This is a genomic window from Rhodococcus sp. RCBS9, assembly GCF_029457415.1.
GTDB lineage: Bacteria > Actinomycetota > Actinomycetes > Mycobacteriales > Mycobacteriaceae > Rhodococcus_F > Rhodococcus_F qingshengii.
On record NZ_CP120422.1, the window covers coordinates 5687836 to 5710300 of the forward strand.

General features: G+C 63.5%; 21 protein-coding genes. 19 read left to right on the forward strand and 2 right to left on the reverse strand.

Features of this window, described 5'->3' with window-relative positions; all coding sequences use genetic code 11:
* Nucleotides 1-6: 6 nt before the first annotated feature.
* The 14 genes from P0M12_RS26790 to tpiA all read left to right on the forward strand — a co-directional run bounded on the left by P0M12_RS26790 (nt 7) and on the right by tpiA (nt 13523).
* A complete protein-coding gene (locus P0M12_RS26790; protein ID WP_003944924.1) occupies nt 7-354 on the forward strand; it encodes an MmcQ/YjbR family DNA-binding protein in 348 nt (115 codons plus the stop codon).
* 64 nt (nt 355-418) lie between these two features.
* Entirely contained in the window at nt 419-1102 is a 684-nt protein-coding gene (rpe, locus tag P0M12_RS26795; protein ID WP_030536417.1) for a ribulose-phosphate 3-epimerase, read from the forward strand.
* Nucleotides 1103-1110: 8 nt separating this feature from the next.
* On the forward strand, nt 1111-2163 hold the full coding sequence (gene ribD / locus P0M12_RS26800) for a bifunctional diaminohydroxyphosphoribosylaminopyrimidine deaminase/5-amino-6-(5-phosphoribosylamino)uracil reductase RibD (protein WP_277377091.1): 1053 nt from the start codon (nt 1111-1113) through the stop codon (nt 2161-2163).
* Nucleotides 2164-2168: 5 nt separating this feature from the next.
* A complete protein-coding gene (locus P0M12_RS26805) occupies nt 2169-2777 on the forward strand; it encodes a riboflavin synthase (protein WP_003944892.1) in 609 nt (202 codons plus the stop codon).
* Nucleotides 2778-2887: 110 nt separating this feature from the next.
* Nucleotides 2888-4162 carry a bifunctional 3,4-dihydroxy-2-butanone-4-phosphate synthase/GTP cyclohydrolase II gene (locus tag P0M12_RS26810; protein ID WP_003944833.1) on the forward strand — a complete coding sequence of 425 codons (1275 nt, stop codon included), beginning with the start codon at nt 2888-2890 and terminating at the stop codon, nt 4160-4162.
* On the forward strand, nt 4159-4656 hold the full coding sequence (ribH, locus tag P0M12_RS26815; RefSeq protein WP_003944999.1) for a 6,7-dimethyl-8-ribityllumazine synthase: 498 nt from the start codon (nt 4159-4161) through the stop codon (nt 4654-4656). Before P0M12_RS26810 ends, ribH begins: the two co-directional genes overlap by 4 nt.
* On the forward strand, nt 4653-5126 hold the full coding sequence (locus P0M12_RS26820) for a PH domain-containing protein (RefSeq protein ID WP_003944987.1): 474 nt from the start codon (nt 4653-4655) through the stop codon (nt 5124-5126). Before ribH ends, P0M12_RS26820 begins: the two co-directional genes overlap by 4 nt.
* A 74-nt stretch (nt 5127-5200) precedes the next feature.
* Nucleotides 5201-7393 (forward strand): excinuclease ABC subunit UvrC, encoded by a 2193-nt coding sequence (uvrC, locus tag P0M12_RS26825; RefSeq protein WP_277377092.1) that lies wholly within the window; start codon nt 5201-5203, stop codon nt 7391-7393.
* Entirely contained in the window at nt 7390-8289 is a 900-nt protein-coding gene (gene rapZ, locus P0M12_RS26830; protein ID WP_003944872.1) for an RNase adapter RapZ, read from the forward strand. Before uvrC ends, rapZ begins: the two co-directional genes overlap by 4 nt.
* Nucleotides 8286-9350: a uridine diphosphate-N-acetylglucosamine-binding protein YvcK gene (gene yvcK / locus P0M12_RS26835; RefSeq protein WP_064688254.1), complete on the forward strand. Its 1065-nt coding sequence runs from the start codon at nt 8286-8288 to the stop codon at nt 9348-9350. The genes rapZ and yvcK overlap by 4 nt, the downstream gene beginning before the upstream one ends.
* A complete protein-coding gene (whiA, locus tag P0M12_RS26840; protein WP_021344225.1) occupies nt 9347-10324 on the forward strand; it encodes a DNA-binding protein WhiA in 978 nt (325 codons plus the stop codon). The genes yvcK and whiA overlap by 4 nt, the downstream gene beginning before the upstream one ends.
* A gap of 158 nt (nt 10325-10482) precedes the next feature.
* Nucleotides 10483-11502 carry a type I glyceraldehyde-3-phosphate dehydrogenase gene (gap, locus tag P0M12_RS26845; RefSeq protein WP_003944851.1) on the forward strand — a complete coding sequence of 340 codons (1020 nt, stop codon included), beginning with the start codon at nt 10483-10485 and terminating at the stop codon, nt 11500-11502.
* Between the two features lie 17 nt (nt 11503-11519).
* A complete protein-coding gene (locus P0M12_RS26850; protein WP_003944901.1) occupies nt 11520-12731 on the forward strand; it encodes a phosphoglycerate kinase in 1212 nt (403 codons plus the stop codon).
* Nucleotides 12732-12737: 6 nt separating this feature from the next.
* Nucleotides 12738-13523, forward strand: a complete 786-nt coding sequence (gene tpiA / locus P0M12_RS26855; RefSeq protein ID WP_162113539.1) for a triose-phosphate isomerase — start codon at nt 12738-12740, stop codon at nt 13521-13523.
* An 89-nt stretch (nt 13524-13612) separates the two neighbouring features.
* On the opposite strand, the gene P0M12_RS26860 is transcribed toward tpiA, so the two are convergent.
* Nucleotides 13613-14383, reverse strand: coding sequence for a tyrosine-protein phosphatase (locus tag P0M12_RS26860; protein ID WP_277377093.1), 771 nt, complete (start codon nt 14381-14383; stop codon nt 13613-13615).
* 209 nt (nt 14384-14592) lie between these two features.
* Here P0M12_RS26860 and secG point away from each other — a divergent pair, with 209 nt between their 5' ends.
* From secG to P0M12_RS26875, 3 genes are all read left to right on the forward strand, one after another.
* Nucleotides 14593-14826, forward strand: a complete 234-nt coding sequence (gene secG, locus P0M12_RS26865; RefSeq protein WP_003944946.1) for a preprotein translocase subunit SecG — start codon at nt 14593-14595, stop codon at nt 14824-14826.
* A 103-nt stretch (nt 14827-14929) separates the two neighbouring features.
* The gene (ppc, locus tag P0M12_RS26870) at nt 14930-17704 is read left to right on the forward strand and encodes a phosphoenolpyruvate carboxylase (protein ID WP_030536411.1); all 2775 of its coding nucleotides are present in this window, start codon (nt 14930-14932) and stop codon (nt 17702-17704) included.
* 104 nt (nt 17705-17808) lie between these two features.
* Nucleotides 17809-18594: an oxidoreductase gene (locus P0M12_RS26875; RefSeq protein ID WP_007727953.1), complete on the forward strand. Its 786-nt coding sequence runs from the start codon at nt 17809-17811 to the stop codon at nt 18592-18594.
* Here P0M12_RS26875 and P0M12_RS26880 read toward each other — a convergent pair.
* On the reverse strand, nt 18581-19093 hold the full coding sequence (locus tag P0M12_RS26880; RefSeq protein WP_277377095.1) for a hypothetical protein: 513 nt from the start codon (nt 19091-19093) through the stop codon (nt 18581-18583). The two genes, P0M12_RS26875 and P0M12_RS26880, sit on opposite strands and share 14 nt — an antisense overlap.
* 532 nt (nt 19094-19625) lie before the next feature.
* Between P0M12_RS26880 and P0M12_RS26885 the strand changes: the two genes are divergently transcribed.
* Together P0M12_RS26885 and P0M12_RS26890 are read left to right on the forward strand one after the other, a co-directional pair.
* Nucleotides 19626-20618: a hypothetical protein gene (locus tag P0M12_RS26885; RefSeq protein WP_193595306.1), complete on the forward strand. Its 993-nt coding sequence runs from the start codon at nt 19626-19628 to the stop codon at nt 20616-20618.
* Complete coding sequence (locus P0M12_RS26890; protein WP_277377096.1) at nt 20608-22092, forward strand: hypothetical protein; 1485 nt, start codon at nt 20608-20610, stop codon at nt 22090-22092. The genes P0M12_RS26885 and P0M12_RS26890 overlap by 11 nt, the downstream gene beginning before the upstream one ends.
* The last annotated feature ends 373 nt before the right edge of the window (nt 22093-22465 follow it).

Genomic DNA, 22465 nt, shown 5'->3' on the forward strand with positions numbered 1-22465 from the left:
GCCTACATGGTTACGTGGGAACAGGTTGTAGTACTGGGTTCGGCTCTTCCCTCCGTGGAAGAGTCGACCTCGTACAACACCCCGGCACTCAAGGTGGCAGGTAAAACTTTTGCGCGGCTCCGCACCGAAGCGGAGGGTGCTTTGGTCGTGATGTGCGGTCTGGACGAGAAGGAGGCGCTACTCGCCAGTGGCGAGGCGGCTTTCTTCACCACCGATCACTATCACGGGCACGGCTCGATCCTGGTGCACCTCGAACTGATCGACGAGGTGCAGTTGGGTGAGATGCTCGAAGACGCGTGGCGTATCAAGGCACCGGCCAAGGTGCGAAAGCTCCACACCGTCGTCAAGAACTGATCGGATTTCACCGGCTCCGATGTGCATGCACGGTCGGCAATGAGACACAGCTAAACTCGGCGTCGTGGCTTCCCCGATGATTGCACCGTCCATTCTGTCCGCAGATTTTGCTCGACTCGCTGATGAAGCGACTGCCGTGTCCGGCTCCGACTGGCTTCACGTCGACGTGATGGACGCGCATTTCGTTCCCAATCTCACGCTGGGTCTGCCGGTGGTCGAGAGTCTGCTGAAGGCGACGGATATTCCGCTCGACTGCCATCTCATGATCGAGAATCCGGAGCGCTGGGCGCCGCCGTACGCCGAGGCCGGTGCGTACAACGTCACGTTTCACGCCGAGGCCACCGACGATCCGCGTTCGGTTGCCCGCGATATTCGTGCAGCTGGTGCCAAGGCGGGGCTGAGCATCAAGCCTGGAACCCCGATCGACGACTACCTGGAAATCCTCGAGGACTTCGACACCCTCTTGATCATGAGCGTCGAACCCGGATTCGGTGGTCAGTCCTTCATGCCTCAGGTGCTCGACAAGGCACGCGCAGTTCGAAAGCTCGTCGACTCGGGTGAGCTGACGCTCCTTGTCGAAATCGACGGCGGCATCAACGCTTCCACGATCGAGCAGGCCGCCGAAGCAGGGATCGACTGCTTCGTCGCCGGTTCGGCGGTGTACGGAGCGAGTGATCCCGGTGAGGCGGTGCGCAAGCTGCGCGCGCAGGCCGCCTCGGCGTCGCCGCACCTGACGCTGTCGGTCTGAGCCGCTCGATGGCAAAGGGTGGACAGGCGTCGACGGCTGATCTCGACGCCGCGATGCAGATCGCGCTGGCCGCAGCTGATTCCGCGCGCGGATTCACCAGCCCCAACCCACCGGTCGGCGCGGTCATCCTCGCTGCCGACGGAACCATCGCGGGCGTCGGTATGACGCAACCGCCCGGTGGACCGCACGCGGAGGTCGTGGCTCTCGACGAGGCCGGCGATGCGGCACGTGGCGGTACGGCCGTGGTGACACTGGAACCGTGCAATCACCAGGGACGAACCGGCCCTTGCTCGCAGGCATTGATCGACGCCGGAGTCTCGGCGGTTGTCTACGCCGTCGGTGATCCCAATCCCGAGGCTTCCGGCGGCGCAGCGACGCTCATGCGCGCTGGAATCAGCGTCACGGCCGGACTGCGAGCATCCGAGGTGGAAGCTGGTCCACTGCGGGCCTGGCTGCACAAACAGCGCACCGGTCGCCCGCACATCACGTGGAAGTACGCGGCCAGTCTGGACGGACGCAGCGCCGCCGAGGACGGAACGAGTCAGTGGATCACCGGTCCGCAGGCGAGGGCGCGCGTGCATGCGCAGCGAGCGCAGATCGATGCGATCGTGGTCGGTACCGGCACCGTGTTCGCCGACGATCCGTGGCTGACCGCACGTCAGCCCACCGGTGAGCTCGCGGCGCACCAGCCCGTTCGTGTCGTCGTCGGAAAGCGCGAAATACCCTCGACGGCAAGCATTCTCGACGACACCGCACCGACTCTGGTGCTCAACACCGACAACGTCGACGAAGTAGTCGAGGCGTTGGGGGAGTACACGGACGTACTTCTCGAGGGTGGGCCCCGTCTAGCCGGAGCATTCCTTGCCGCCGGATATGTCGACGTCATAGAGGCATACATCGCTCCGATCCTGCTCGGCGCGGGCGCCTCCGCACTCGTCGATGCCGGAGTGCACACCATCACCGACGCCCACCGATTCCGTTTGGAGTCTGCGGTAACGATCGGCCCCGATATTTTGTTGAGTCTGGTTCCGGAGAGTTCTGCTCCGGGGAACGAGGAGTAGGGCGCGTGTTCACAGGAATTGTGGAAGAACTCGGCGAAATCGTCGCCAAGGAAGAACTGGTCGATGCTGCACGTTTCACGGTGCGCGGGCCACTGGTCACCTCCGACGCCGGCCACGGTGATTCGATCGCGGTCAACGGAGTGTGCCTGACGGTGGTCGACGTGCTTGCCGACGGTTCGTTCACCGCAGATGTCATGCAGGAAACCCTGAACCGCTCGAGCCTGGCGAAATTGGATGTCGGCTCTCGCGTCAACCTCGAGCGTGCCGCGGCGCTGAACAGCCGACTCGGCGGCCACCTGGTTCAAGGGCATGTCGATGGAACAGGCCACGTCATTTCCCGCTCGCCGTCCGAGAACTGGGAGGTAGTGCGGATCGCACTGCCCGACTCCATTTCCCGTTACGTCGTGGAGAAGGGTTCGATCACCGTCGACGGAGTCTCGCTGACGGTCTCCGCGCTGGGCGGAGACCGCGGGTTCGAGTACTTCGAGATCTCGCTGATCCCGACAACGCTCGAGTTGACGACGCTCGGAACCGCTGTGGTCGGTACGCCGGTCAACCTCGAGGTGGACGTGATCGCGAAGTACGTCGAGCGGCTTCACTCTGCCGGTCGGTAGGACCAGGCTGATCGGACCCGTCCGATTGGTCGTAGGGTTGTCAGTGCATCCGTCGGATGCACTTGTTGTATTCGATGATGTGAAAAGTCAAGACTTTGGAGTGCGAGCACGTGACCAGGTTCGACAGTATCGAGCGCGCAGTAGCAGATATCGCTGCAGGTAAAGCTGTTGTCGTCGTGGACGACGAGGATCGCGAGAACGAGGGCGACCTCATCTTCGCCGCCGAGAAAGCCACCCCGGAACTGGTGGCGTTCATGGTCCGGTACACCTCCGGCTACCTGTGCGTGCCGCTCGACGGTGACGATTGCGATCGGCTGGGCCTGCCCCCGATGTACGCCACCAACCAGGACAAGCACGGCACGGCGTACACCGTCACCGTCGACGCCCGTGAGGGAATCGGTACCGGCATCTCGGCGTCGGACCGCGCTGCGACGATGCGTCTGCTCGCCAACCCCGAATCCGGTGCCAACGATTTCACTCGCCCCGGTCACGTCGTTCCGCTCCGCGCGAAGGAAGGCGGAGTACTGCGTCGTCCTGGCCACACGGAAGCTGCAGTCGACCTCGCCCGCATGGCGGACCTGCGTCCTGCCGGCGTCATCTGCGAAATCGTCAGCCAGAAGGACGAAGGCGCAATGGCTCAGACCGACGAGCTGCGAGTATTTGCCGACGAACACAACCTTGCTCTGATCTCGATCGCGGACCTCATCGCGTGGCGTCGCAAGCACGAGAAGCACGTGCTGCGTATCGCCGAGGCCCGCATCCCCACCCGCCACGGTGAGTTCACCGCTGTCGGCTACACGAGCATCTACGACGAGGTCGAGCACGTTGCGCTGGTGCGCGGCGACATCGCAGGCCCCGACGGAGACGGTAGCGACGTACTCGTCCGCGTTCACTCCGAGTGCCTCACCGGCGACGTCTTCGGTTCGCTGCGGTGCGATTGCGGCCCGCAGCTCGACGCCGCACTGGACATGGTCGCCCAGGAGGGCCGCGGCGTTGTTCTGTACATGCGCGGGCACGAGGGTCGTGGCATCGGTCTCATGCACAAGCTGCAGGCCTACCAGCTCCAGGACGCCGGTTCCGACACCGTCGACGCCAATCTCGAACTCGGCCTACCGGCGGACGCCCGTGACTACGGCATCGGTGCCCAGATCCTCGTCGATCTGGGGATCTCGTCGATGCGTCTGCTGACCAACAACCCGGCCAAGCGTGTGGGTCTGGACGGCTACGGCCTGCAGATCACCGATCGTGTTCCGATGCCGCTGCGCGCGAATGCGGAGAACCTCACCTACCTGCGCACCAAGCGCGATCGGATGGGGCACGATCTGATCGGACTGGACGAGTACGAGGCGAACCAGAACACCGCACAGCCGGGAACCGCACTGTGAGCGGCGAAGGTCAGCCGCAGCTCGCGATCGCCGAGGCCAAGGATCTGAAGCTGGCGATCGTTGCCGGGCAGTGGCACGCGACGATCTCCGAGGCCCTGATCGCCGGCGCGCAGCGCGTCGCGCAGGAAGCACAGATCAAGGACGTGACACTGGTCCGTGTCGCCGGCGCGATCGAACTGCCGGTCGTTGCGCAGGCATTGGCGCGCACGCACGACGCCGTCGTCGCTCTCGGTGTTGTCATCCGCGGCGGCACGCCGCACTTCGAGTACGTGTGCGACGCGGTCACCGCGGGCCTCACACGCGTCTCGCTCGACGAAAGCACCCCCGTGGGGAACGGTGTCCTGACCACCGACACCGAGCAGCAGGCTCTTGACCGTTCGGGTCTGCCGGGTAGCGTCGAGGACAAGGGCGCACAGGCCTGCGCCGCCGCACTGGACACCGCAGTGACCCTGCGCCATCTCCGAGCACCATGGACCGAGGATTCGTTTCGATGAGTACACCCGGCGACAACGAGAACTGGGAACTGATCGCGTCACCGCGTAAGTCGACGCGATACGCGATCGGAGTTGCCGTCCTCCTGGTGATCGTTCACGTCACACTGGCACTCCTGCTTCGCCAGGGGTCCACCGGCGTGTACTTCCGTGCCGCGGACCAGATCGCGATGGCAGGCATCGGCACCATTCTGGCTCTCGGTGTGCTGATGTTGACGCGGCCCCGGGTCAAGGTGGGCAAGCAGGGTATTGCCGTACGAAACATCCTGGGCGAGAAGATCGTCGACTGGGATCTGTTCGAGGGACTCTCGTTCCCCGACGGTGCCGCCTGGGCACGCATCGAATTGCCCGACGACGAGTACATGGCAGTGATGGCGATCCAGTCCAACGACCGCGAGTACGCCGTCGACACGGTCGGTAAGTTCCGCGAACTGGCCGACCGCTACGCACCGGTCGCGCACAAGAGCAACTGACGTCTTCCGACCGGTTCGGTGCCCGCATCCTGCGCGTTTCCGAGTCGGTCGGTGGCGGCGACTAACCTGAAGCCGTGCCGGATCCCTCGACTTACCGCCCCGCTACCGGAACCATTCCGGCTGCGCCGGGCGTCTACAAATTTCGCGATCCGCATGGTCGGGTCATTTACGTCGGAAAGGCGAAAAGCCTCCGTTCACGTTTGAACTCGTACTTCGCGGACGTCACGACACTGCATCCCCGTACTCGGCAGATGGTGACCACCGCCGGCAGCGTCGAGTGGACCGTCGTCAGTACCGAAGTCGAAGCGCTTCAGCTCGAGTACAACTGGATCAAGGAATTCGATCCGCGGTTCAACGTTCGGTACCGCGACGACAAGACGTATCCGGTTCTCGCGGTGACGCTCAACGAAGAGTTCCCGCGCTTGTTCGTCTACCGCGGTCCGCGGCGCAAGGGTGTCCGGTACTTCGGTCCCTACTCCCATGCCTGGGCCATCCGCGAAACACTCGATCTGCTGCTACGAGTCTTTCCCGCACGAACGTGCTCGTCCGGAGTCTTCAAACGACACAACCAGATCGGCCGGCCGTGTCTGCTCGGCTACATCGACAAGTGCTCGGCGCCCTGCGTCGGGCGAGTCAGCGCCGAGGAGCATCGTCAGATCGTCGAAGATTTCTGCGACTTCCTCGCCGGCCGCACGGACAAGTTGGTCAAAGATCTCGAAAAGCGCATGCAGCAGGCTTCCGAGGACCTCGACTTCGAGACCGCAGCCCGTCTGCGTGACGATATCGGGGCTTTGCGCAAGGCGCTCGAGAAGCAGGCCGTCGTACTCGGTGACGGCACCGACGCCGATCTCGTCGCCTTTGCCACTGATGATCTCGAAGCCGCCGTTCAGGTGTTCCACGTGCGGGGCGGACGCGTGCGGGGTCAGCGTGGATGGGTCGTGGAGAAGGCAGGCGACGCCATCGACTGGGCCGCACTCGACGCCGAGTCCGACCTGCCGATCCTGGTCGAGCAGTTCCTCACCCAGTTCTACGGGGAGCAGGCGGCCCTCGACCCGGGAGCGGGTTCCGAGGCCGGGATCAGCGCAGTTCCCAAGGAAGTTCTGGTGCCGGTTCTGCCGGCAAACGCGACCGAGATCCAGGCGTGGCTGAGCAAGCTTCGGGGATCGCAAGTGCAACTGCGGGTTCCGCAACGCGGCGACAAGAAAGACCTCGCCGAAACAGTCCAGCGAAACGCGAAAGAGGCTCTGGCGCAGCACAAGCTCAAGCGCGCCGGCGACTTCACTTCGCGTTCCGCGGCGCTGCAGGGCATCCAGGAAGCACTGGACCTGGACTCGGCTCCGCTACGAATCGAATGCATCGACATCAGTCACGTCCAGGGAACCGACGTCGTGGCGTCACTGGTCGTGTTCGAGGACGGGCTCCCGCGTAAGTCGGACTACCGCCACTACGCGATCAAGGAAGCCGCCGGCGACGGTCATTCCGACGACGTCGCGAGTATCGCCGAGATCACGCGTCGGCGGTTCCTGCGCCACAACCGCGACCTGGGCGTCCTCGCGGCGTCGGCGTCGACCATGGACTCGGACGGTAGGGACCTGGCTCCCGAAGCGGCGATCGACCCGGCGACGGGCCGGCCTCGGCGGTTCGCCTATCCGCCCAATCTGTTCGTCGTGGACGGCGGCGCCCCTCAGGTCACGGCGGCAGCGGCGGTCCTCGACGAGTTGGGGGTGACCGACGTCGCGGTAGTCGGGTTGGCCAAAAGACTCGAAGAGGTATGGGTACCGGGGGAAGAAGATCCGGTCATCCTCCCTCGGACGAGCGAGTCGTTGTATCTACTGCAGCGCATCCGAGACGAAGCCCACCGCTTCGCGATCACGTTCCATCGCAGCAAACGCTCGAGGCGGATGACGGCTTCGGCTCTGGATTCGGTCAAGGGGCTCGGTGAAACTCGTCGAACCGCTCTGGTGGCTCACTTCGGTTCCGTGGCGAAGCTGAAAACGGCAACGGTCGAGGAGATCATGCAGGTCCCCGGTATCGGTGAGACCACCGCCACAGCAGTTCTGGCCGCACTCGGCACGGATTCGGCTGCAGCCGACGCGGGTGCTGAAGCTCGAGCGCTGCCAGCCGCGGTAGGGGATGATGAGCTGGACACGGAATCCGAATCGTCTGTTACGTCTGCTGACGCGCCCAGCGCCGAATCCGGTAGCGATGACGAGGGCTCCGAGTCGCGAGAATTGTCCATGCCGACGACGGGGCCGAGTGCACAGTGACTACCGACAGCGCCAAAGACAGTCGAACGATGGATTTCCTGCTGGTGACGGGATTGTCCGGAGCAGGTTTGAGTACCGCTGCCAAGGTGCTCGAAGACCTCGGCTGGTATGTCGCGGACAATTTGCCACCTGAGCTCATTTCCCGAATGGTCGGTCTGAGCTTGACCTCCGATCCGCCGGTCGATCGTCTCGCCGTCGTGATCGACGTGCGGAGTCGACTCTTCACCGGCGATCTCGGGTGGGTGCTCACCGAACTCGAGGCGGAACCGATCCACACTCGGGTGCTGTACCTCGAAGCGTCGGACGACGTGTTGATCCGACGGTTCGAACAGGTGCGCCGCAGTCATCCGTTGCAGAACGACGGCATCGACGGCACGTTGTCCGAAGGGATCGCAGCCGAGCGTCGGCAGTTGGCCGTGGTGAAGGCGGCCGCCGATCTGGTCATCGACACGTCGGCACTGAAGGCGCATCAGCTGCGTCAGAAGATCGAAACGGCGTTCGGAAACGATGCCAACCGAACGATGAAGGTGACGGTCCAGTCGTTCGGATTCAAGTACGGCCTGCCCATGGACGCCGATCTCGTCTGTGACGTTCGTTTCCTGCCCAATCCCCACTGGATCCCTGAACTTCGCCCGCACACCGGTCAGGACGCCGACGTTCGCGACTACGTGTTGTCGCGCGAGGGCGCGGAAGACTATCTCGACACCTACCGACATCTGGTGGATTTGACGATCGCCGGATATCGACGAGAAGGAAAGCGCTACATGACAATTGCGGTCGGATGCACCGGCGGTAAGCACCGAAGCGTAGCCATGTCCGAAGCTCTCGCGAGGCGTTTGGGTTCCGAGGACGACATCTCGGTCAGCATCGTGCACCGGGATCTGGGGCGCGAATGAGTGAACCGACACATCGCTCGCGGGAGACACCCGAGGGGCCGGCCATCGTCGCGCTCGGCGGCGGGCACGGATTGTTCGCCACGCTCCAGGCCGTCAGACGCTTGACGGTCGACGTCACCGCCGTGGTCACGGTCGCCGACGACGGTGGTTCGTCGGGCCGGCTGCGCGCCGAACTCGGCGTCATCCCGCCTGGAGACCTCCGGATGGCGCTGGCAGCTCTCGCGTCGGACGAACCCGAGATAGTCGACTGGACTCGGACCATTCAGCATCGCTTCGGCGGTGTCGGCGCACTTGCCGGGCACTCGGTGGGCAATCTCATCCTGGCCGGACTGACCGAGGTGCTCGGCGATCCGGTCGTCGCGCTCGACGAGATGGCGCGACTGCTGCGAATCCGTGGCCGTGTGCTGCCGATGTCGCCGATCGCGCTCGAGATCGAAGCCGACGTTCAGGGACTCGAAGAGGACCCCCGCGTCAGCCGCTGCATTCGTGGACAGGTTGCCGTCGCGACCACCCCGGGCAAGGTTCGGCGTGTGAGACTGCTCCCGTCCAATCCGCCCGCGTGCCCCGATGCCGTGACTGCGATCGATCGTGCCGATCTCGTGGTTCTCGGCCCGGGATCGTGGTTCTCGAGCGTGATCCCACACGTCCTGGTACCCGAACTCGTCGAATCACTGTCGTCGACGACGGCTCGAAAGGTACTGGTGCTCAATCTCGCACCCGAGCCGGGGGAGACCGCCGGATTCTCCGCGGAGCGTCACCTGCACGTACTCTCCCAACACGTGCCCGATTTCCGGGTCGACTACGTGGTGGTCGACTCGGCGTCGGTACCGGCCGGGCGTGAACGTGAACATCTGCAGCGTGCGGCGGATCAATTTTCAGCCGAAGTCAGGTACGCGGATGTCGCGGACACCTCACCGGGCGCAGCGCATGTACACGATCCGGCAAAACTGGCCGATGTACTGGCTGAACTGTCGAGCAGTGCGGCAGTAGGGGATTCGACACAGTCTTCCCTGCAAGAACAGCAATCCGAAGAACAGAGGGAGAACGCTTCGTGGCAATGACAGCGGAGGTCAAGGACGAACTGAGCCGGTTAGTGGTGACTCAGGTCAGCTGCCGCAAGGCAGAGGTCTCCGCGTTGCTGCGCTTTGCCGGTGGGCTCCACATCGTCGGCGGCCGGGTGGTCGTCGAAGCAGAGGTGGATCTGGGCTCCACGGCGCGACGTCTGCGCCGGGAGATATTCGACCTGTTCACCTACAGTGCCGATGTACACGTACTCAGTGCGGGCGGGCTTCGAAAGTCCGCTCGCTACATCGTGCGTGTGGCGAAGGAGGGTGAGGCCCTCGCGCGCCAGACGGGACTGCTCGATCTTCGCGGGCGCCCGGTTCGCGGCTTGCCTGCGCAGGTCGTCGGCGGAAGTGTCGGCGACGCCGAAGCAGCGTGGCGCGGTGCGTTCCTCGCGCACGGTTCCCTGACCGAACCCGGCCGTTCGTCGGCGCTCGAAGTGAGCTGCCCGGGCCCGGAAGCCGCACTTGCTCTGGTTGGAGCTGCGCGGCGTCTGGGGATCTCGGCGAAGGCACGTGAGGTTCGCGGAACGGATCGTGTGGTGATCCGCGACGGTGAGGCCATCGGCGATCTCCTGACCCGAATGGGAGCCCAGGACACACGTCTGGTGTGGGAGGAGAGGCGGATGCGACGCGAGGTCCGCGCCACCGCCAATCGTCTCGCCAATTTCGACGACGCAAACCTGCGACGCTCTGCTCGCGCTGCCGTTGCGGCTGCTGCGCGCGTCGAGCGTGCGTTGGAGATCCTCGGTGAGGACGTGCCCGATCACCTCGCGGCGGCGGGTGCACTGCGCGTCGAGCATCGGCAGGCGTCCCTCGAAGAACTCGGCCAGTTGGCCGACCCGCCGATGACCAAGGACGCCGTTGCCGGACGTATCCGTCGCCTGCTGTCGATGGCTGATCGCAAGGCCAAGGAAACGGGCATACCCGACACCGAATCCGCAGTGAATGTGGAGCTACTCGAAGAGGGGTGACCTGCCCTCCGTCAGGGTGGGCTGCGCACGTTCGGGCCACGCGCATTAGGGTATGAGTCACATCGACCGATGAACCCCACGTCCGCGTCGTGCACACACGGATTCGGAGTATGCGTGGGTCAAGTTGCACACCAGAATCATGGTCAAAGGAGCGAATTGTGACTGTCCGGGTTGGCGTAAACGGTTTCGGCCGTATCGGACGTAACTTCTTCAGGGCGGTGGATGCGCAGAAGGCGCTCGGAACCACCGATATCGAGATCGTGGCAGTCAACGACCTGACTGACAACGCGACGCTCGCTCACCTGCTGAAGTACGACTCCATCCTCGGCCGTTTGCCGTACGACGTGTCGCTCGACGGTGACGACACGATCGTCGTCGGCGATCAGCGCATCAAGGCCCTCGCACACCGTGGCCCGTTGAACGAACTTCCCTGGGGCGAGCTGGGCGTCGACGTCGTCGTCGAGTCCACCGGCATCTTCACCGACGCCGCAAAGGCCAAGGGACACCTCGAAGCCGGCGCCAAGAAGGTCATCATCTCGGCTCCGGCCAAGGGTGAAGACATCACCATCGTGATGGGCGTCAACGACGACAAGTACGACGGCAGCCAGAACATCATCTCCAACGCGTCGTGCACCACCAACTGCCTCGGCCCCATCGCCAAGGTTCTCGACGACGAGTTCGGCATCGTCAAGGGTCTGATGACCACGATCCACGCGTACACCCAGGATCAGAACCTGCAGGACGCTCCGCACGCAGACCTCCGTCGCGCCCGCGCAGCTGCCCTCAACATCGTTCCCACCGGTACCGGTGCAGCCAAGGCAATCGGCCTGGTTCTCCCGCAGCTGCTCGGCAAGCTCGACGGCTACGCACTGCGCGTGCCGATCCCCACGGGCTCGGTCACCGACCTCACCGCGAACCTGAAGAAGTCGGCCACCGCCGACGAGATCAACGCTGCGATGAAGGCTGCTGCCGAAGGACCCCTCAAGGGCATCCTGAAGTACACCGACGCACCGATCGTCTCCTCGGACATCGTCACCGACCCGCACTCGTCGATCTTCGACTCGGGTCTGACGAAGGTCATCGACGACCAGGTCAAGATCGTCTCCTGGTACGACAACGAGTGGGGCTACTCCAACCGCCTCGCCGACCTCATCGGCCTCGTCGCCAAGTCTCTCTGAGCGGAGTTTCGATAACAGTGGCAGTTCAGACGCTGAAGGATCTGCTGGACGCTGGGGTCGAAGGGCGCACCGTACTGGTGCGTTCCGACCTCAACGTCCCGTTGGATGGCGGAGAAATCACGGACCCGGGTCGCATCGTCGCGTCCGCTCCCACCCTGCGGGCACTTGCCGAGGGTGGAGCGAAGGTCATCGTGACCGCGCACCTCGGGCGCCCCGACGGTCAGCCCGATCCCAAGTTCTCCCTCGCACCGGTTGCCGCGAAGTTGGCCGAAATCCTCGGTCGCAACGTGCAACTCGCCGGTGACGTCGTGGGACAGGACGCGCTGGCTCGTTCCGAAGGACTCACCGACGGTGACGTCCTGATGCTCGAGAACATCCGTTTCGACCCTCGCGAGACCAGCAAGGACGAAGCCGAGCGGGTCAAGCTCGCCAAGGCTCTCGTCGAGCTGGTCGGTGACGACGGCGCATTCGTCTCCGACGGATTCGGTGTTGTTCACCGTAAGCAGGCGTCGGTCTTCGACGTCGCGAAGCTGCTCCCGCATTACGCCGGATACCTGGTCGGCGCCGAGGTCGAGGTGCTCGCCAAGCTCACGCAGGACGCGGCGCGTCCGTACGCGGTGGTGCTCGGTGGCTCCAAGGTCTCGGACAAGCTGGCCGTCATCGAGGCACTGGCGCCGAAGGTCGACACTCTGGTGATCGGCGGCGGAATGTTCTACACGTTCCTCGCGGCTCAGGGTGTGTCCGTGGGCAATTCGCTGTGCGAAGAGTCCATGATCGAGACCTGCAAGGATCTCCTCGACCGGTACGCCGACGTCATCCACATCCCTCAGGATGTTGTCGTCGCGGACTCCTTCTCGGCCGATGCCGAGTCGAAGATCGTTCCGTTCGACAAGATTCCCGACGGCTGGATGGGTCTGGACATCGGACCGGAGTCGGTCAAGCGCTTTGCCGCGATCCTGACCGGCGCCAAGACGGTGTTCTGGAACGGCCCGATGGGCGTGTTCGAGTTCCCGAAGTTCGAGGCAGGCACCCGCGGTGTCGCCGAGGCAATCGTGGAGGCAACCGAGAAGGGCGCCTTCAGCGTCGTCGGCGGCGGCGACTCCGCAGCAGCCGTTCGTCAGCTCGGTATCCCGGACGAGGGCTTCTCGCACATTTCCACCGGTGGTGGCGCTTCCCTCGAGTACCTCGAGGGCAAAGAGCTGCCTGGCATCGCAGTACTGGAAGGCTGATCCGACATGGCACGTAAGCCGTTGATCGCCGGCAACTGGAAGATGAATCTGAACCACCTCGAGGCTATCGCCCTGGTGCAGAAGATCGCTTTCTCTTTGCCTGCGAAGTACTTCGACAAAGTGGACGTCACGGTCATCCCGCCGTTCACCGACATCCGAAGCGTCCAGACGCTGATCGAGGGCGACAAGCTCCTCCTCACGTACGGCGCGCAAGATGTCTCGGCTCATGACTCGGGTGCGTTCACGGGCGAGATCAGCGGCTCCATGCTGGCCAAGCTCGGTTGCACCTTCGTCGTGGTCGGTCACTCCGAGCGTCGCACCCTTCACGGTGAGACCAACGAGACCGTCCTCGCGAAGACGAAGGCCGCTCTCAAGAACGGCCTCACGCCGATCGTGTGCATCGGCGAAGGCCTCGAGATCCGCGAAGCGGGCGAGCATGTCGCCTACAACGTCGAACAGCTCAAGGGTTCGTTGGCGGGCCTGAGCGCGGAGGAGATCTCCAAGATCGTCATTGCGTACGAACCTGTCTGGGCCATCGGCACCGGCCGTGTCGCTTCTGCCGCCGATGCACAGGAAGTGTGTGCTGCGGTACGAGCAACAGTGGCCGAACTTGCCGACGCCGAGGTCGCGGCCGGCGTTCGCGTTCTGTACGGCGGTAGCGTCAGCTCCAAGAACGTCGGAGAGATCGTCGGCCAGGCCGACGTCGACGGCGCTCTTGTCGGAGGCGCGTCACTCAAGGCTGACGAGTTCGCGACACTGTCTGCGATCGCTGCAGGCGGTCCACTCCCGTGATGATCGGGTAGTGAGCTGAAACTGCTCGAGACTAAGACTGCGGGTGTGTGACCGACTAGGTTACACGCCCGCAGTTTTTTGTTCGCGATTCAGCTCACCAGTTTGGTTTCCAGAGCGCCGACGAGTTCGGGAGCAAGCTCCAACCCGGCGGTCAGATAGTTCTCGACGGTCCCGTAGTGGTGCTCGACCTGCTCGAAGGCAGCGCCCAGGTAACTCGCGTCGACGGAAAGCAGCAACCGGATCACCTCGCCCTTGTCTGCATCTGTGGCAGCGGCGATCTTCGCGACTGTTGCATCGATGTACTCGGCCGAGTACGTGTTCGTGAGCAGGTAGTCCGCCGTGATCGTTTCGCGCGGTACACCAGCGAGTGTCTGCAGTAGTGCTGCCGCCCAACCTGTTCGGTCCTTGCCCGCCGTGCAGTGGAAGAGTTGCGGCCCCGCGGTGGTCGCCAGGGCGGCGAACAACTGCGAAAATCCGTTCCGAGTGACGGGGTCTGCGACAAAGCTGCGATTGATGTTCTGCATGAAAGCTGTTGCAGCGTCCGCTGTTCGGAGAGCCATCGCTTCGGCGTGGATGTTTCCGGACAGGATGGGAATGTGGGCGTACATCGCCGGCGCCGGCACGATGTCGGGAGTTTCGTTCGCCTCGGTTTCGGAGCGCACGTCATAGACGGCGGTCAGCCCCAGCGATTCCACGATTGCAAGATCCTCGGGCGAGGGCGTCAGTACGTTTGCACGGTAGAAGACTCCGCGGCTCATCGCCTGTCCGCTGGTCGTGACGTACCCGGGGCCGGCCACGTCGCGGAAGTTGTGAATCGAAGCCAGACGTGGTGTGTCGGGCAGGGCAGTGTCGGAAAGCATGGAGCCGGCCTTTCGGAGGTAGAGTCGCGTCAACTGAAAAACTACTGAATCGGTATCTCGACAGTGTGATCGATGCCACTGACCAAGAGTCGTGCCTGGCCGGGTGCAAAGTTATGTGCGAGGCGGGTATGTGGTCAGGCTATCTGCGCGCGCCTGTATGGTGTTATCGGTTGTAGTTGTCCCTATTGGATTGGTGGACGTAGACAGACATGAAACTGTTCCTGGATATCCTGCTGGTCATCACCAGCTTGCTCCTCATCGCCTTGGTGCTCCTGCATCGCGGTAAGGGCGGCGGTTTGTCGAGTCTGTTCGGTGGCGGTGTCCAGTCCAGCCTGTCCGGATCGACTGTTGTCGAGAAGAACCTCGACCGGTTGACGGTCTTCACCGCGTTGATCTGGCTCATTTCGATCGTCGGCATCGGCCTGGAGATCAAGTTCGCCTGATTCTCGGCTCATGACTTACAGCCGGTAGTTTTTCACACACGAATTTCAGACACGGAACCCCGCCTATCGAGCGGGGTTCTTTGTTTCGGTCGATAATTGTGTGATGACTGAAACCGCGTCGCATCGAGAAACACCGCGAGAGGCCACCGAGCCGCTGCGCGAAGACATCCGGCTTCTCGGCGGAATACTCGGACAAATAGTGCGAGAGCAAGCCGGCGACAATGTGTTCGATCTGGTCGAGCGAGCCCGTGTCGAGTCGTTCCGAGTCCGTCGTTCGGAGATCGATCGCGCCGAACTGGTGTCGCTGTTCGCCGAAATCAGTACGGACGACGCCATTCCCGTCATCCGGGCGTTCAGTCACTTCGCACTGCTCGCCAACCTGGCCGAGGACATCCATCGCGAGCGTCGACGGGCCATCCACGTCAATGCGGGGGAACCGCCCCGCGACAGCACTCTCGCGGCCACGTACACCAAACTTGATGCAGCCGATATCGATTCGGCCACCGTCGAAGAAGCGCTGCGGGGCGCCCTGGTCTCACCCGTCATCACCGCTCACCCGACGGAGACTCGACGCCGTACGGTGTTCGAGACGCAGAGTCGGATCACCGAGTTGATGCGATACCGCGAGCGCACGGCGCTGAGCGTCGCAGAAACCGCTGATGTCGATCTGCAATTGCGCCGTCAGATCCTGACCCTGTGGCAGACGGCTCTGATCCGGCTCAGCCGCCTCCGCATCCAGGATGAAATCGAGGTAGGCCTGCGCTACTACGACGCAGCGTTGTTCGAGGTGATTCCGAAGATCAACGCCGAGGTTCGCAAAGCTCTGCGCACTCGTTGGCCGGACGCCGGGCTCCTGCCGGAACCGATCCTGAGGCCGGGTTCGTGGATCGGCGGTGACCGAGACGGCAATCCGTACGTGACCGGCGAAATCGTCCAGCGCGCCACGTCGCGCGCTGCGGCGACTGCTCTCGAGCATCACCTCGAGGAACTCGAACATCTCGAGCGTGAACTGTCGATGTCGGCGCGGCTGGTTTCCGTCACGCCCGAACTCGATCTGCTGGCGTCTACCTCCGGCGACGACTCTGCCTTCAGGGCCGACGAGCCGTACCGTCGCGCGATTCGCGGTATCCGCGGGCGCTTGAGCGCCACAGCACTGACGGTACTGGGGGAGTTGCCCGCCCACGGGTCCGACGACGGACTCGAGGCGTACACCGACCCGGCACAGTTGCAGCGGGATCTCGGAATCATCGACACCTCGTTGCGTCGTTTCGGTGACGAGACCATCGCCGACGATCGACTCGATCGGCTCCGAGAAGCGGTGGAGGTGTTCGGCTTTCACCTGTCCGGTCTGGACATGCGGCAGAACTCCGAGGTACACGAAAGCGTCGTCGCAGAACTTCTGGCGTGGGCCGGAGTTCACCCGGACTACGCGTCCTTGCCGGAAGCCGATCGAGTCGAATTGCTGTCGGCCGAGTTGACGACGCGGCGACCACTGACTTCGCCGGACGCCGAGTTCAGCGAATTGACCACCAAGGAACTGGCCATCATGGCGGCCGGTGCCAAGGCAGTGCGGGTTCTCGGAGCGGGTGCGGTACCCAACTACATCATCAGCATGTGTACCTCGGTCAGTGACATGCTCGAGGCCGCAGTGCTGCTCAAAGAGGTCGGGGTGCTCGATCCGGGCGTCGGTAGCGAGCCCTCGTGCCCGATCGGCATCGTGCCGTTGTTCGAGACGATCGAGGATCTGCAGGGCGGCGCCGACACATTGCTGGCGACGCTCGACATCCCGATCTATCGTGCGATCGTCCGTTCCCGTGGTGACAGTCAAGAAGTGATGCTCGGGTACTCCGACTCGAACAAGGACGGCGGGTACCTGGCAGCCAACTGGGCGCTGTACCGTGCCGAACTCGACCTCGTCGATGCCGCGCGTAAGAGCGGAATCAGGTTGAGGCTCTTCCACGGCCGCGGCGGAACCGTCGGACGTGGCGGCGGACCGAGCTACGAAGCGATTCTGGCCCAGCCTCCCGGTGCAGTCGCTGGTTCTTTGCGAATCACCGAGCAGGGTGAGGTGATTGCCGCCAAGTACGCCGAACCGCGCCTGGCGCATCGCAACCTCGAAACACTGATCGCAGCGACTATCGAGTCGACGTTGCTCGACGTAGAAGGTCTCGGCAGCGATGCAGACGCGGCCTATGCGGTACTGGACGAGCTTGCTGCCCTCGCCCGCACTGCGTACAGCGAACTGGTGCACGACACACCAGGATTCGTGCAGTACTTCGAAGCGTCGACACCGGTCGCCGAGATCGGGGCACTCAACATCGGCTCTCGTCCGGCCTCTCGCAAGCAGACCAAGGCGATCTCCGACCTGCGAGCGATTCCCTGGGTGCTCTCGTGGAGTCAGTCTCGCGTGATGCTTCCGGGTTGGTACGGAACCGGCGCCGCGTTCGAAAGATGGATAGACGGAGACGACACTCGGCTTGCCACGTTGACGGCCCTGTACGAGAAGTGGCCGTTCTTCCGAACCGTGCTCTCGAACATGGCCATGGTGATGTCGAAGTCGGATCTCGGTTTGGCGGCCCGGTACGCGGACCTCGTGCCCGACGCCGAACTGCGCGATCGAGTCTTCGGAATGATCACCGACGAGCACGAACGCACAATTCGCATGTACAAGGCAATCACGGGCAACGAGAACCTCTTTGCCGACAACTCGGGCCTCGAGCGTTCGGTCCACAACCGGTTCCCGTACCTCGAACCTCTCAACCATCTACAGGTCGAGCTGATCCGTCGGTACCGTTCCGGCGACGAGAGCGATCAGGTGCGTCGGGGTATCCAGCTGACGATGAACGGCCTGGCCACTGCGCTTCGTAACAGTGGCTAGGTAACAGCGGCTGGTTCTGCAGGTTTACCAGGGGGTGCGTGCGGCGACTCTAGAGCTGTCGCACGCACACCCAACGCTGCACACCGGACCGAACGGGGACCGCAGTGGATCTGCAATTGGACGGACGAACTGCCGTCGTTACCGGCGCGGGAAAAGGTATCGGGTTGGCGATCACTCGGGCCCTGGTGGCCGAGGGAGTCCACGTCGTCGCGGGCTCGCGGACGCTCTCGCCGGAACTCGAATCGCTGCAGTCCGGCGGCGCCGTCACCTTTGTCGGCGTCGACCTCGCGAGTGTCGAAGGATCAACCCGACTGCTCGAGGTTGCAGCAGTGAGGGGCGGCGTCGACATCCTGGTCAACAACGTCGGCGCCGTCACCCCGAGAACGAGCGGTTTCGCGGCCATCACAGACGAAGAGTGGGCGGCGTCGTTCAATCTGACGTTCTTGTCGGCTGTACGCACTGTTCGCGCTGCGCTGCCGGAGTTGATCCGCCGAGGTGGCGGGAGCATCGTGACGATCAGTTCGGTCAACGCATTCTTACCTGACCCCACGGTGATCGACTACAGCGCCGCCAAAGCGGCGTTGACCAACTTCTCGAAGTCGTTGTCGAAAGAACTGGGCGGGCAGGGGATCCGCGTCAATACCGTCAGCCCTGGCCCGGTGCAAACGGAGTTGTGGCTCGGCAAGCACGGAGTGGCCTCGACGCTGGCGAAGGCGAGCGGATCAGCCGCCGACGACATCGTCGAAAGCGCCGCGGCCGGAGCCGAGACTGGGCGGTTCACCTTCCCCGAAGAGGTTGCCGACCTGGTGTTGTTCCTCGCCAGCGATCGTGCGGGGAACGTGACAGGCGCGGATTTCGTGATCGACGGCGGTCTGATCAAGACCTTGTGATCATTGCTGCCTGAAACCTGATCATGTGCGCGACGGTCGACGACATGATGCACAGGATCACTGCGGACGCGATGACCACCCACAGTCCCCACCCGATGGACGGTCCGGCAGTGTGCCCTGCGAACTCGGTACTACGTCGCACGATGGACGCGGCGTTTCCGACGGCAACGATCAAGACCGCGATTCCGACCAAAGGGCCGGTGCAGTGATTCTTGATCTCGGGCGTGACGTCTCGAACCATGAGGGTGATCAGCGCGGTCACCGCGCAGAGAGCGAGGACGAGAGTGATCACTCCGCATTCGTCGATACCACTGTGGTCCAGTGCGGAGGATGACGTCCACGGGCCGAGGCTTCCGGCGACGATCCCGGCGCACGCCCAGAGCGATCCGATGAGGCTAGGTCCGAAACGGTCGGGCATGAGGGAGGGAATTGCGCGGGTCGACGGCGTCTGAAACCCGAAGGCGTGTTGGTGATCCGGCTGATTGGGTGTGAACGTCACGCGACGGACCACCTTTCCTCCGCGGCGTCGAGCCGCCCAATCCGATGCTTTTCCGGAGTCTAAGGGCCGCCCAGTTCACTTTTGCCGAATCGAGCGAAATTGATCGAACCCGCGGTAGGCGGAACTGGAACGCGATCTACAAGAATTTCAACCGGTGGTCCAGGAGGGCCGTGTGGCCCTGGCCGCTGGAAACTCCGCGGCCAGTCGATCGAGTTCGATGATGGGCAGCGCCCGCATCATCGAGGCGCTTACCTTACGAAACTGCCAATTTGTGCACGTCGCCGATTCGTAGACGGGACAAAGCGAAGAACTTCCGCAATGAAGGCCGAAGGCCGGTTCGTCTGGGACGCGAGGAGGCCCGGTTGTCGCAAGTGGCCCATAGCCGCCAAGGGGCGGCCGCAGAGCGATGGCATTAGTTGGGGGAGTCATGGCGTAATTAGTCACTTTGAAACCAACCGGTGCGTCCACTTTGTCTGGCGTGTCCGATACTGTCCTGTTGCCAGGAACACAACAAGGGAGTTCGGAGATCTCGATGGTTGAACCGCTCAGGATGGACAAGGCCAAACAGGGCTTTGACAAAGCTGTTGGCAGCTTCGGAAAGTTCGCGCGGAATAGCTCAAAGCAGCTGATCGAGCAGACCAGCGACCTCGAGGACGTCGCCGTAGGCAACGGCGGGAAGCTGACCACGAAGAAGCCAGACCCCTACGAGGAGGCCATAGCCCAGTACAACGGCGCGTTCACTTCGATGAACGACAAGGGCCTTTCTCTCCTACGCCAGCGCGAACGCTCGACGGATCTGATCGAGCTCGTCGAGCTGCTGGTGAACAGCGTCGCTCACACCCCCAAGACGTTCGAGACCGACTTCGACGAGATCCACGTCCACAAGACCGACTTCCTGGAGGCGGAGGAGTTCGCACGCAAGGACCTCGAAGCCGCGCGCAAGTCGGCTGCCGGAGCAGGCGCTGGGTTCACCGCGGGCGCCGCGGTCGCGAGCATGGCTCCGACAGCTGCATTGTGGGTCGCCACCACCTTCGGTACCGCATCGACCGGCACCGCGATCTCCACTCTCTCCGGAGCCGTCGCGACCAAGGCTGCTCTGGCCTGGCTCGGAGGAGGAGCCATCGCGGCCGGAGGCGGAGGCACTGCGGCAGGTGGCGCCTTGCTCGCTCTGGCCGGCCCCGTCGGCTGGACAGTCGCGGGGGCCACCCTCCTCGCATCAATCGGGCTGTTCGCGAAGAACAAGTTCGAGAACCGCGCGGCGAAACAGGAGGCGCTGACCGCGGTGAAGCAGAACACCGTGCTCGTCAAGGGCATGGACGCTCAGATCGACGACCTCCTCCGGCGCACCACCTCCCTTCGTGAGCTGCTCCTGCAGAGCTACGGCGACGCGCTGGGATACTTCGGCGCCGACTTCCGCGCGCTGCCTGCGCCGCAGCAGTCCCAGCTCGCCGCGCTGGTGAACAACACAAAGGCAGGCGCGGCCCTGCTGGGCAAGCGAATCGAGCAGGACCCCGATGACGAGTGACGCGGCAACACTGACGAGTGACGCTGCAACACTAGGCAAGAGCAACCAGGAACAGGCTGTCGCTGCCTGGGTGAACTACCTCAACCAGCTCCGACTGGAAAACCTGCTGAGCGCCCTCAACCGGCAGGACGTGAACCTCCTGGACGCGCTCGCCAGCCTCCACGACGCGATGCGGAGAATCGACCTCGAGGTGGTTGCCGCTAATCGCGGCGGAGTCAAGGGCATGCACGGCTTCATCGCCGAGGTCGCAGAGGTGGGCCTCGGCAACGCTCGCAGCCAGATCCTCGGTAACGTCCCTGTCTATCAGTGGGTCAATGACAACGGCCCCGTGGACCTGATGCGCGGCGGCGTGGAGATTCAGCAGAAGTTCGTCGCGGCCGGCGGCCGCTTCGGCCTCGGCGCGATCGCCGAACACCTCGAGAAGTATCCCGACTTCGTCGAAAACGGTGGAAAATACCAGATCCCCCGCGACCACTTCGAGGTGATCCGGAAGCTGCACGCCATGCCACGCGAGGATGCTGGCAAGCTCCTGACACTCGGCGGCGACGGCCCCTCGCTCAAGGACTGGAACCGGATCCACGCATTCTTCGACGAAGGCTCTGTCGGCATCGAGTCCCTCGAACCCTCGCACCTGGAGTACTCCGAGGTGCAGAAGGGCGCTTACAGCGCAACGCTGGAGACAGAGGAGGGTTCCCTCCGCTCCACCGACCAGTCCCTGCGCGGCGATGCCTACCAGGAAAGCCGCCCGACCCTGCGCGAGGGCACGAAGGCCACCCTTGCGGCCGCCGCGATCGAGGGCGGGACCGCCGTGGTGCTGGCCTTGGTCGAGAGACGGCGTGCGGGGAAGCATCTCAGAGATTTCACTGGTGGGGACTGGGCCGACATCGCGGGCGAAGGCGGTTTCGGCGTCGCCAAAGGCGGTGTCCGAGGGTTCAGCATCTACTGGCTTACGAACTTCACCGCCACCTCCGCCGCTGTCGCCAGCTCGATCGTCACCGCGGCCTTCGGCGTCGCGGAGCAGGCGAACAAGCTTCGTCGTGGCGAGATCGACGAGCTCGAGTTCATCGAGAACGCGGAGCTCGTCTGCCTCGAGACCGCCGTCAGCGCCCTGTCCTCCTGCGTCGGGCAGGCTCTCATCCCAGTGCCCGTCCTCGGCGCCGTGATCGGCAACACCGTCGGCATCATCATGTACAAGACCGTCTCGTCCTCCCTCTCCCAGCGGGAGGCTTCGCTGATCGCGCAATACGTCGGCGAACAGCGGGCGCTCGACGAGCAACTCGCCGCTGAGTACGGGGAGCTCATCGAGAAGCTCGATGCGAGAATGTCCGACTACCTCGGGTTGCTCGAACGGGCCTTCTCACCTGACCTGGAGGTCGCCCTCCTCGGATCCGTAGAGCTCGCACTCGATCTCGGGGTGGCATCGGAAGAGGTCTTGGATTCCGACGAGAAGGTCCTCGCCTACTTTCTCGACTAGTGAGTACCCTGTGGTTCCCCAGGAAAGACACAGGAATAAGCGAACATCTGGCGGACCCAAGTATGTCTGGGTGCACGCTCGATGTGGCCAGTTCAGCTGATGGGGAGTCGTCGCGCTGCACCATCCCACCAGGGTTCGACCTCACGAAGATTCGCGTGATCGAAGACCCTGCGGAGGGCCCCTGGAGCTCCAAGGGGAGCTTCGATCTATTGCGGTTCAGCCCGGGCAGTGTGTCATCGGTCCTATTGTTCTCTGCTTGCCGACCCTGTCGGGAAAGGCCTCGTCCATCGTGGCGGCTATGGTTTCCCGCTGCGGCCGTCTTGACATAGACCATCTCGAGCTAGCGCTACGGGACACCGGTTCATTCATCGCT

Bases quoted from the DNA above. Each gene is read 5' to 3' on its own strand.
- P0M12_RS26885 (WP_193595306.1), top strand. From the start codon at position 19,626: ATGGTTGAACCGCTCAGGATGGACAAGGCCAAACAGGGCTTTGACAAA.
- P0M12_RS26790 (WP_003944924.1), top strand. From the start codon at position 7: ATGGTTACGTGGGAACAGGTTGTAGTACTGGGTTCGGCTCTTCCCTCC.
- ppc (WP_030536411.1), top strand. From the start codon at position 14,930: ATGACTGAAACCGCGTCGCATCGAGAAACACCGCGAGAGGCCACCGAG.
- whiA (WP_021344225.1), top strand. From the start codon at position 9,347: ATGACAGCGGAGGTCAAGGACGAACTGAGCCGGTTAGTGGTGACTCAG.
- P0M12_RS26820 (WP_003944987.1), top strand. From the start codon at position 4,653: ATGAGTACACCCGGCGACAACGAGAACTGGGAACTGATCGCGTCACCG.
- P0M12_RS26890 (WP_277377096.1), top strand. From the start codon at position 20,608: ATGACGAGTGACGCGGCAACACTGACGAGTGACGCTGCAACACTAGGC.
- P0M12_RS26860 (WP_277377093.1), bottom strand. From the start codon at position 14,383: ATGCTTTCCGACACTGCCCTGCCCGACACACCACGTCTGGCTTCGATT.
- tpiA (WP_162113539.1), top strand. From the start codon at position 12,738: ATGGCACGTAAGCCGTTGATCGCCGGCAACTGGAAGATGAATCTGAAC.
- secG (WP_003944946.1), top strand. From the start codon at position 14,593: ATGAAACTGTTCCTGGATATCCTGCTGGTCATCACCAGCTTGCTCCTC.
- ribD (WP_277377091.1), top strand. From the start codon at position 1,111: ATGGCAAAGGGTGGACAGGCGTCGACGGCTGATCTCGACGCCGCGATG.
- yvcK (WP_064688254.1), top strand. From the start codon at position 8,286: ATGAGTGAACCGACACATCGCTCGCGGGAGACACCCGAGGGGCCGGCC.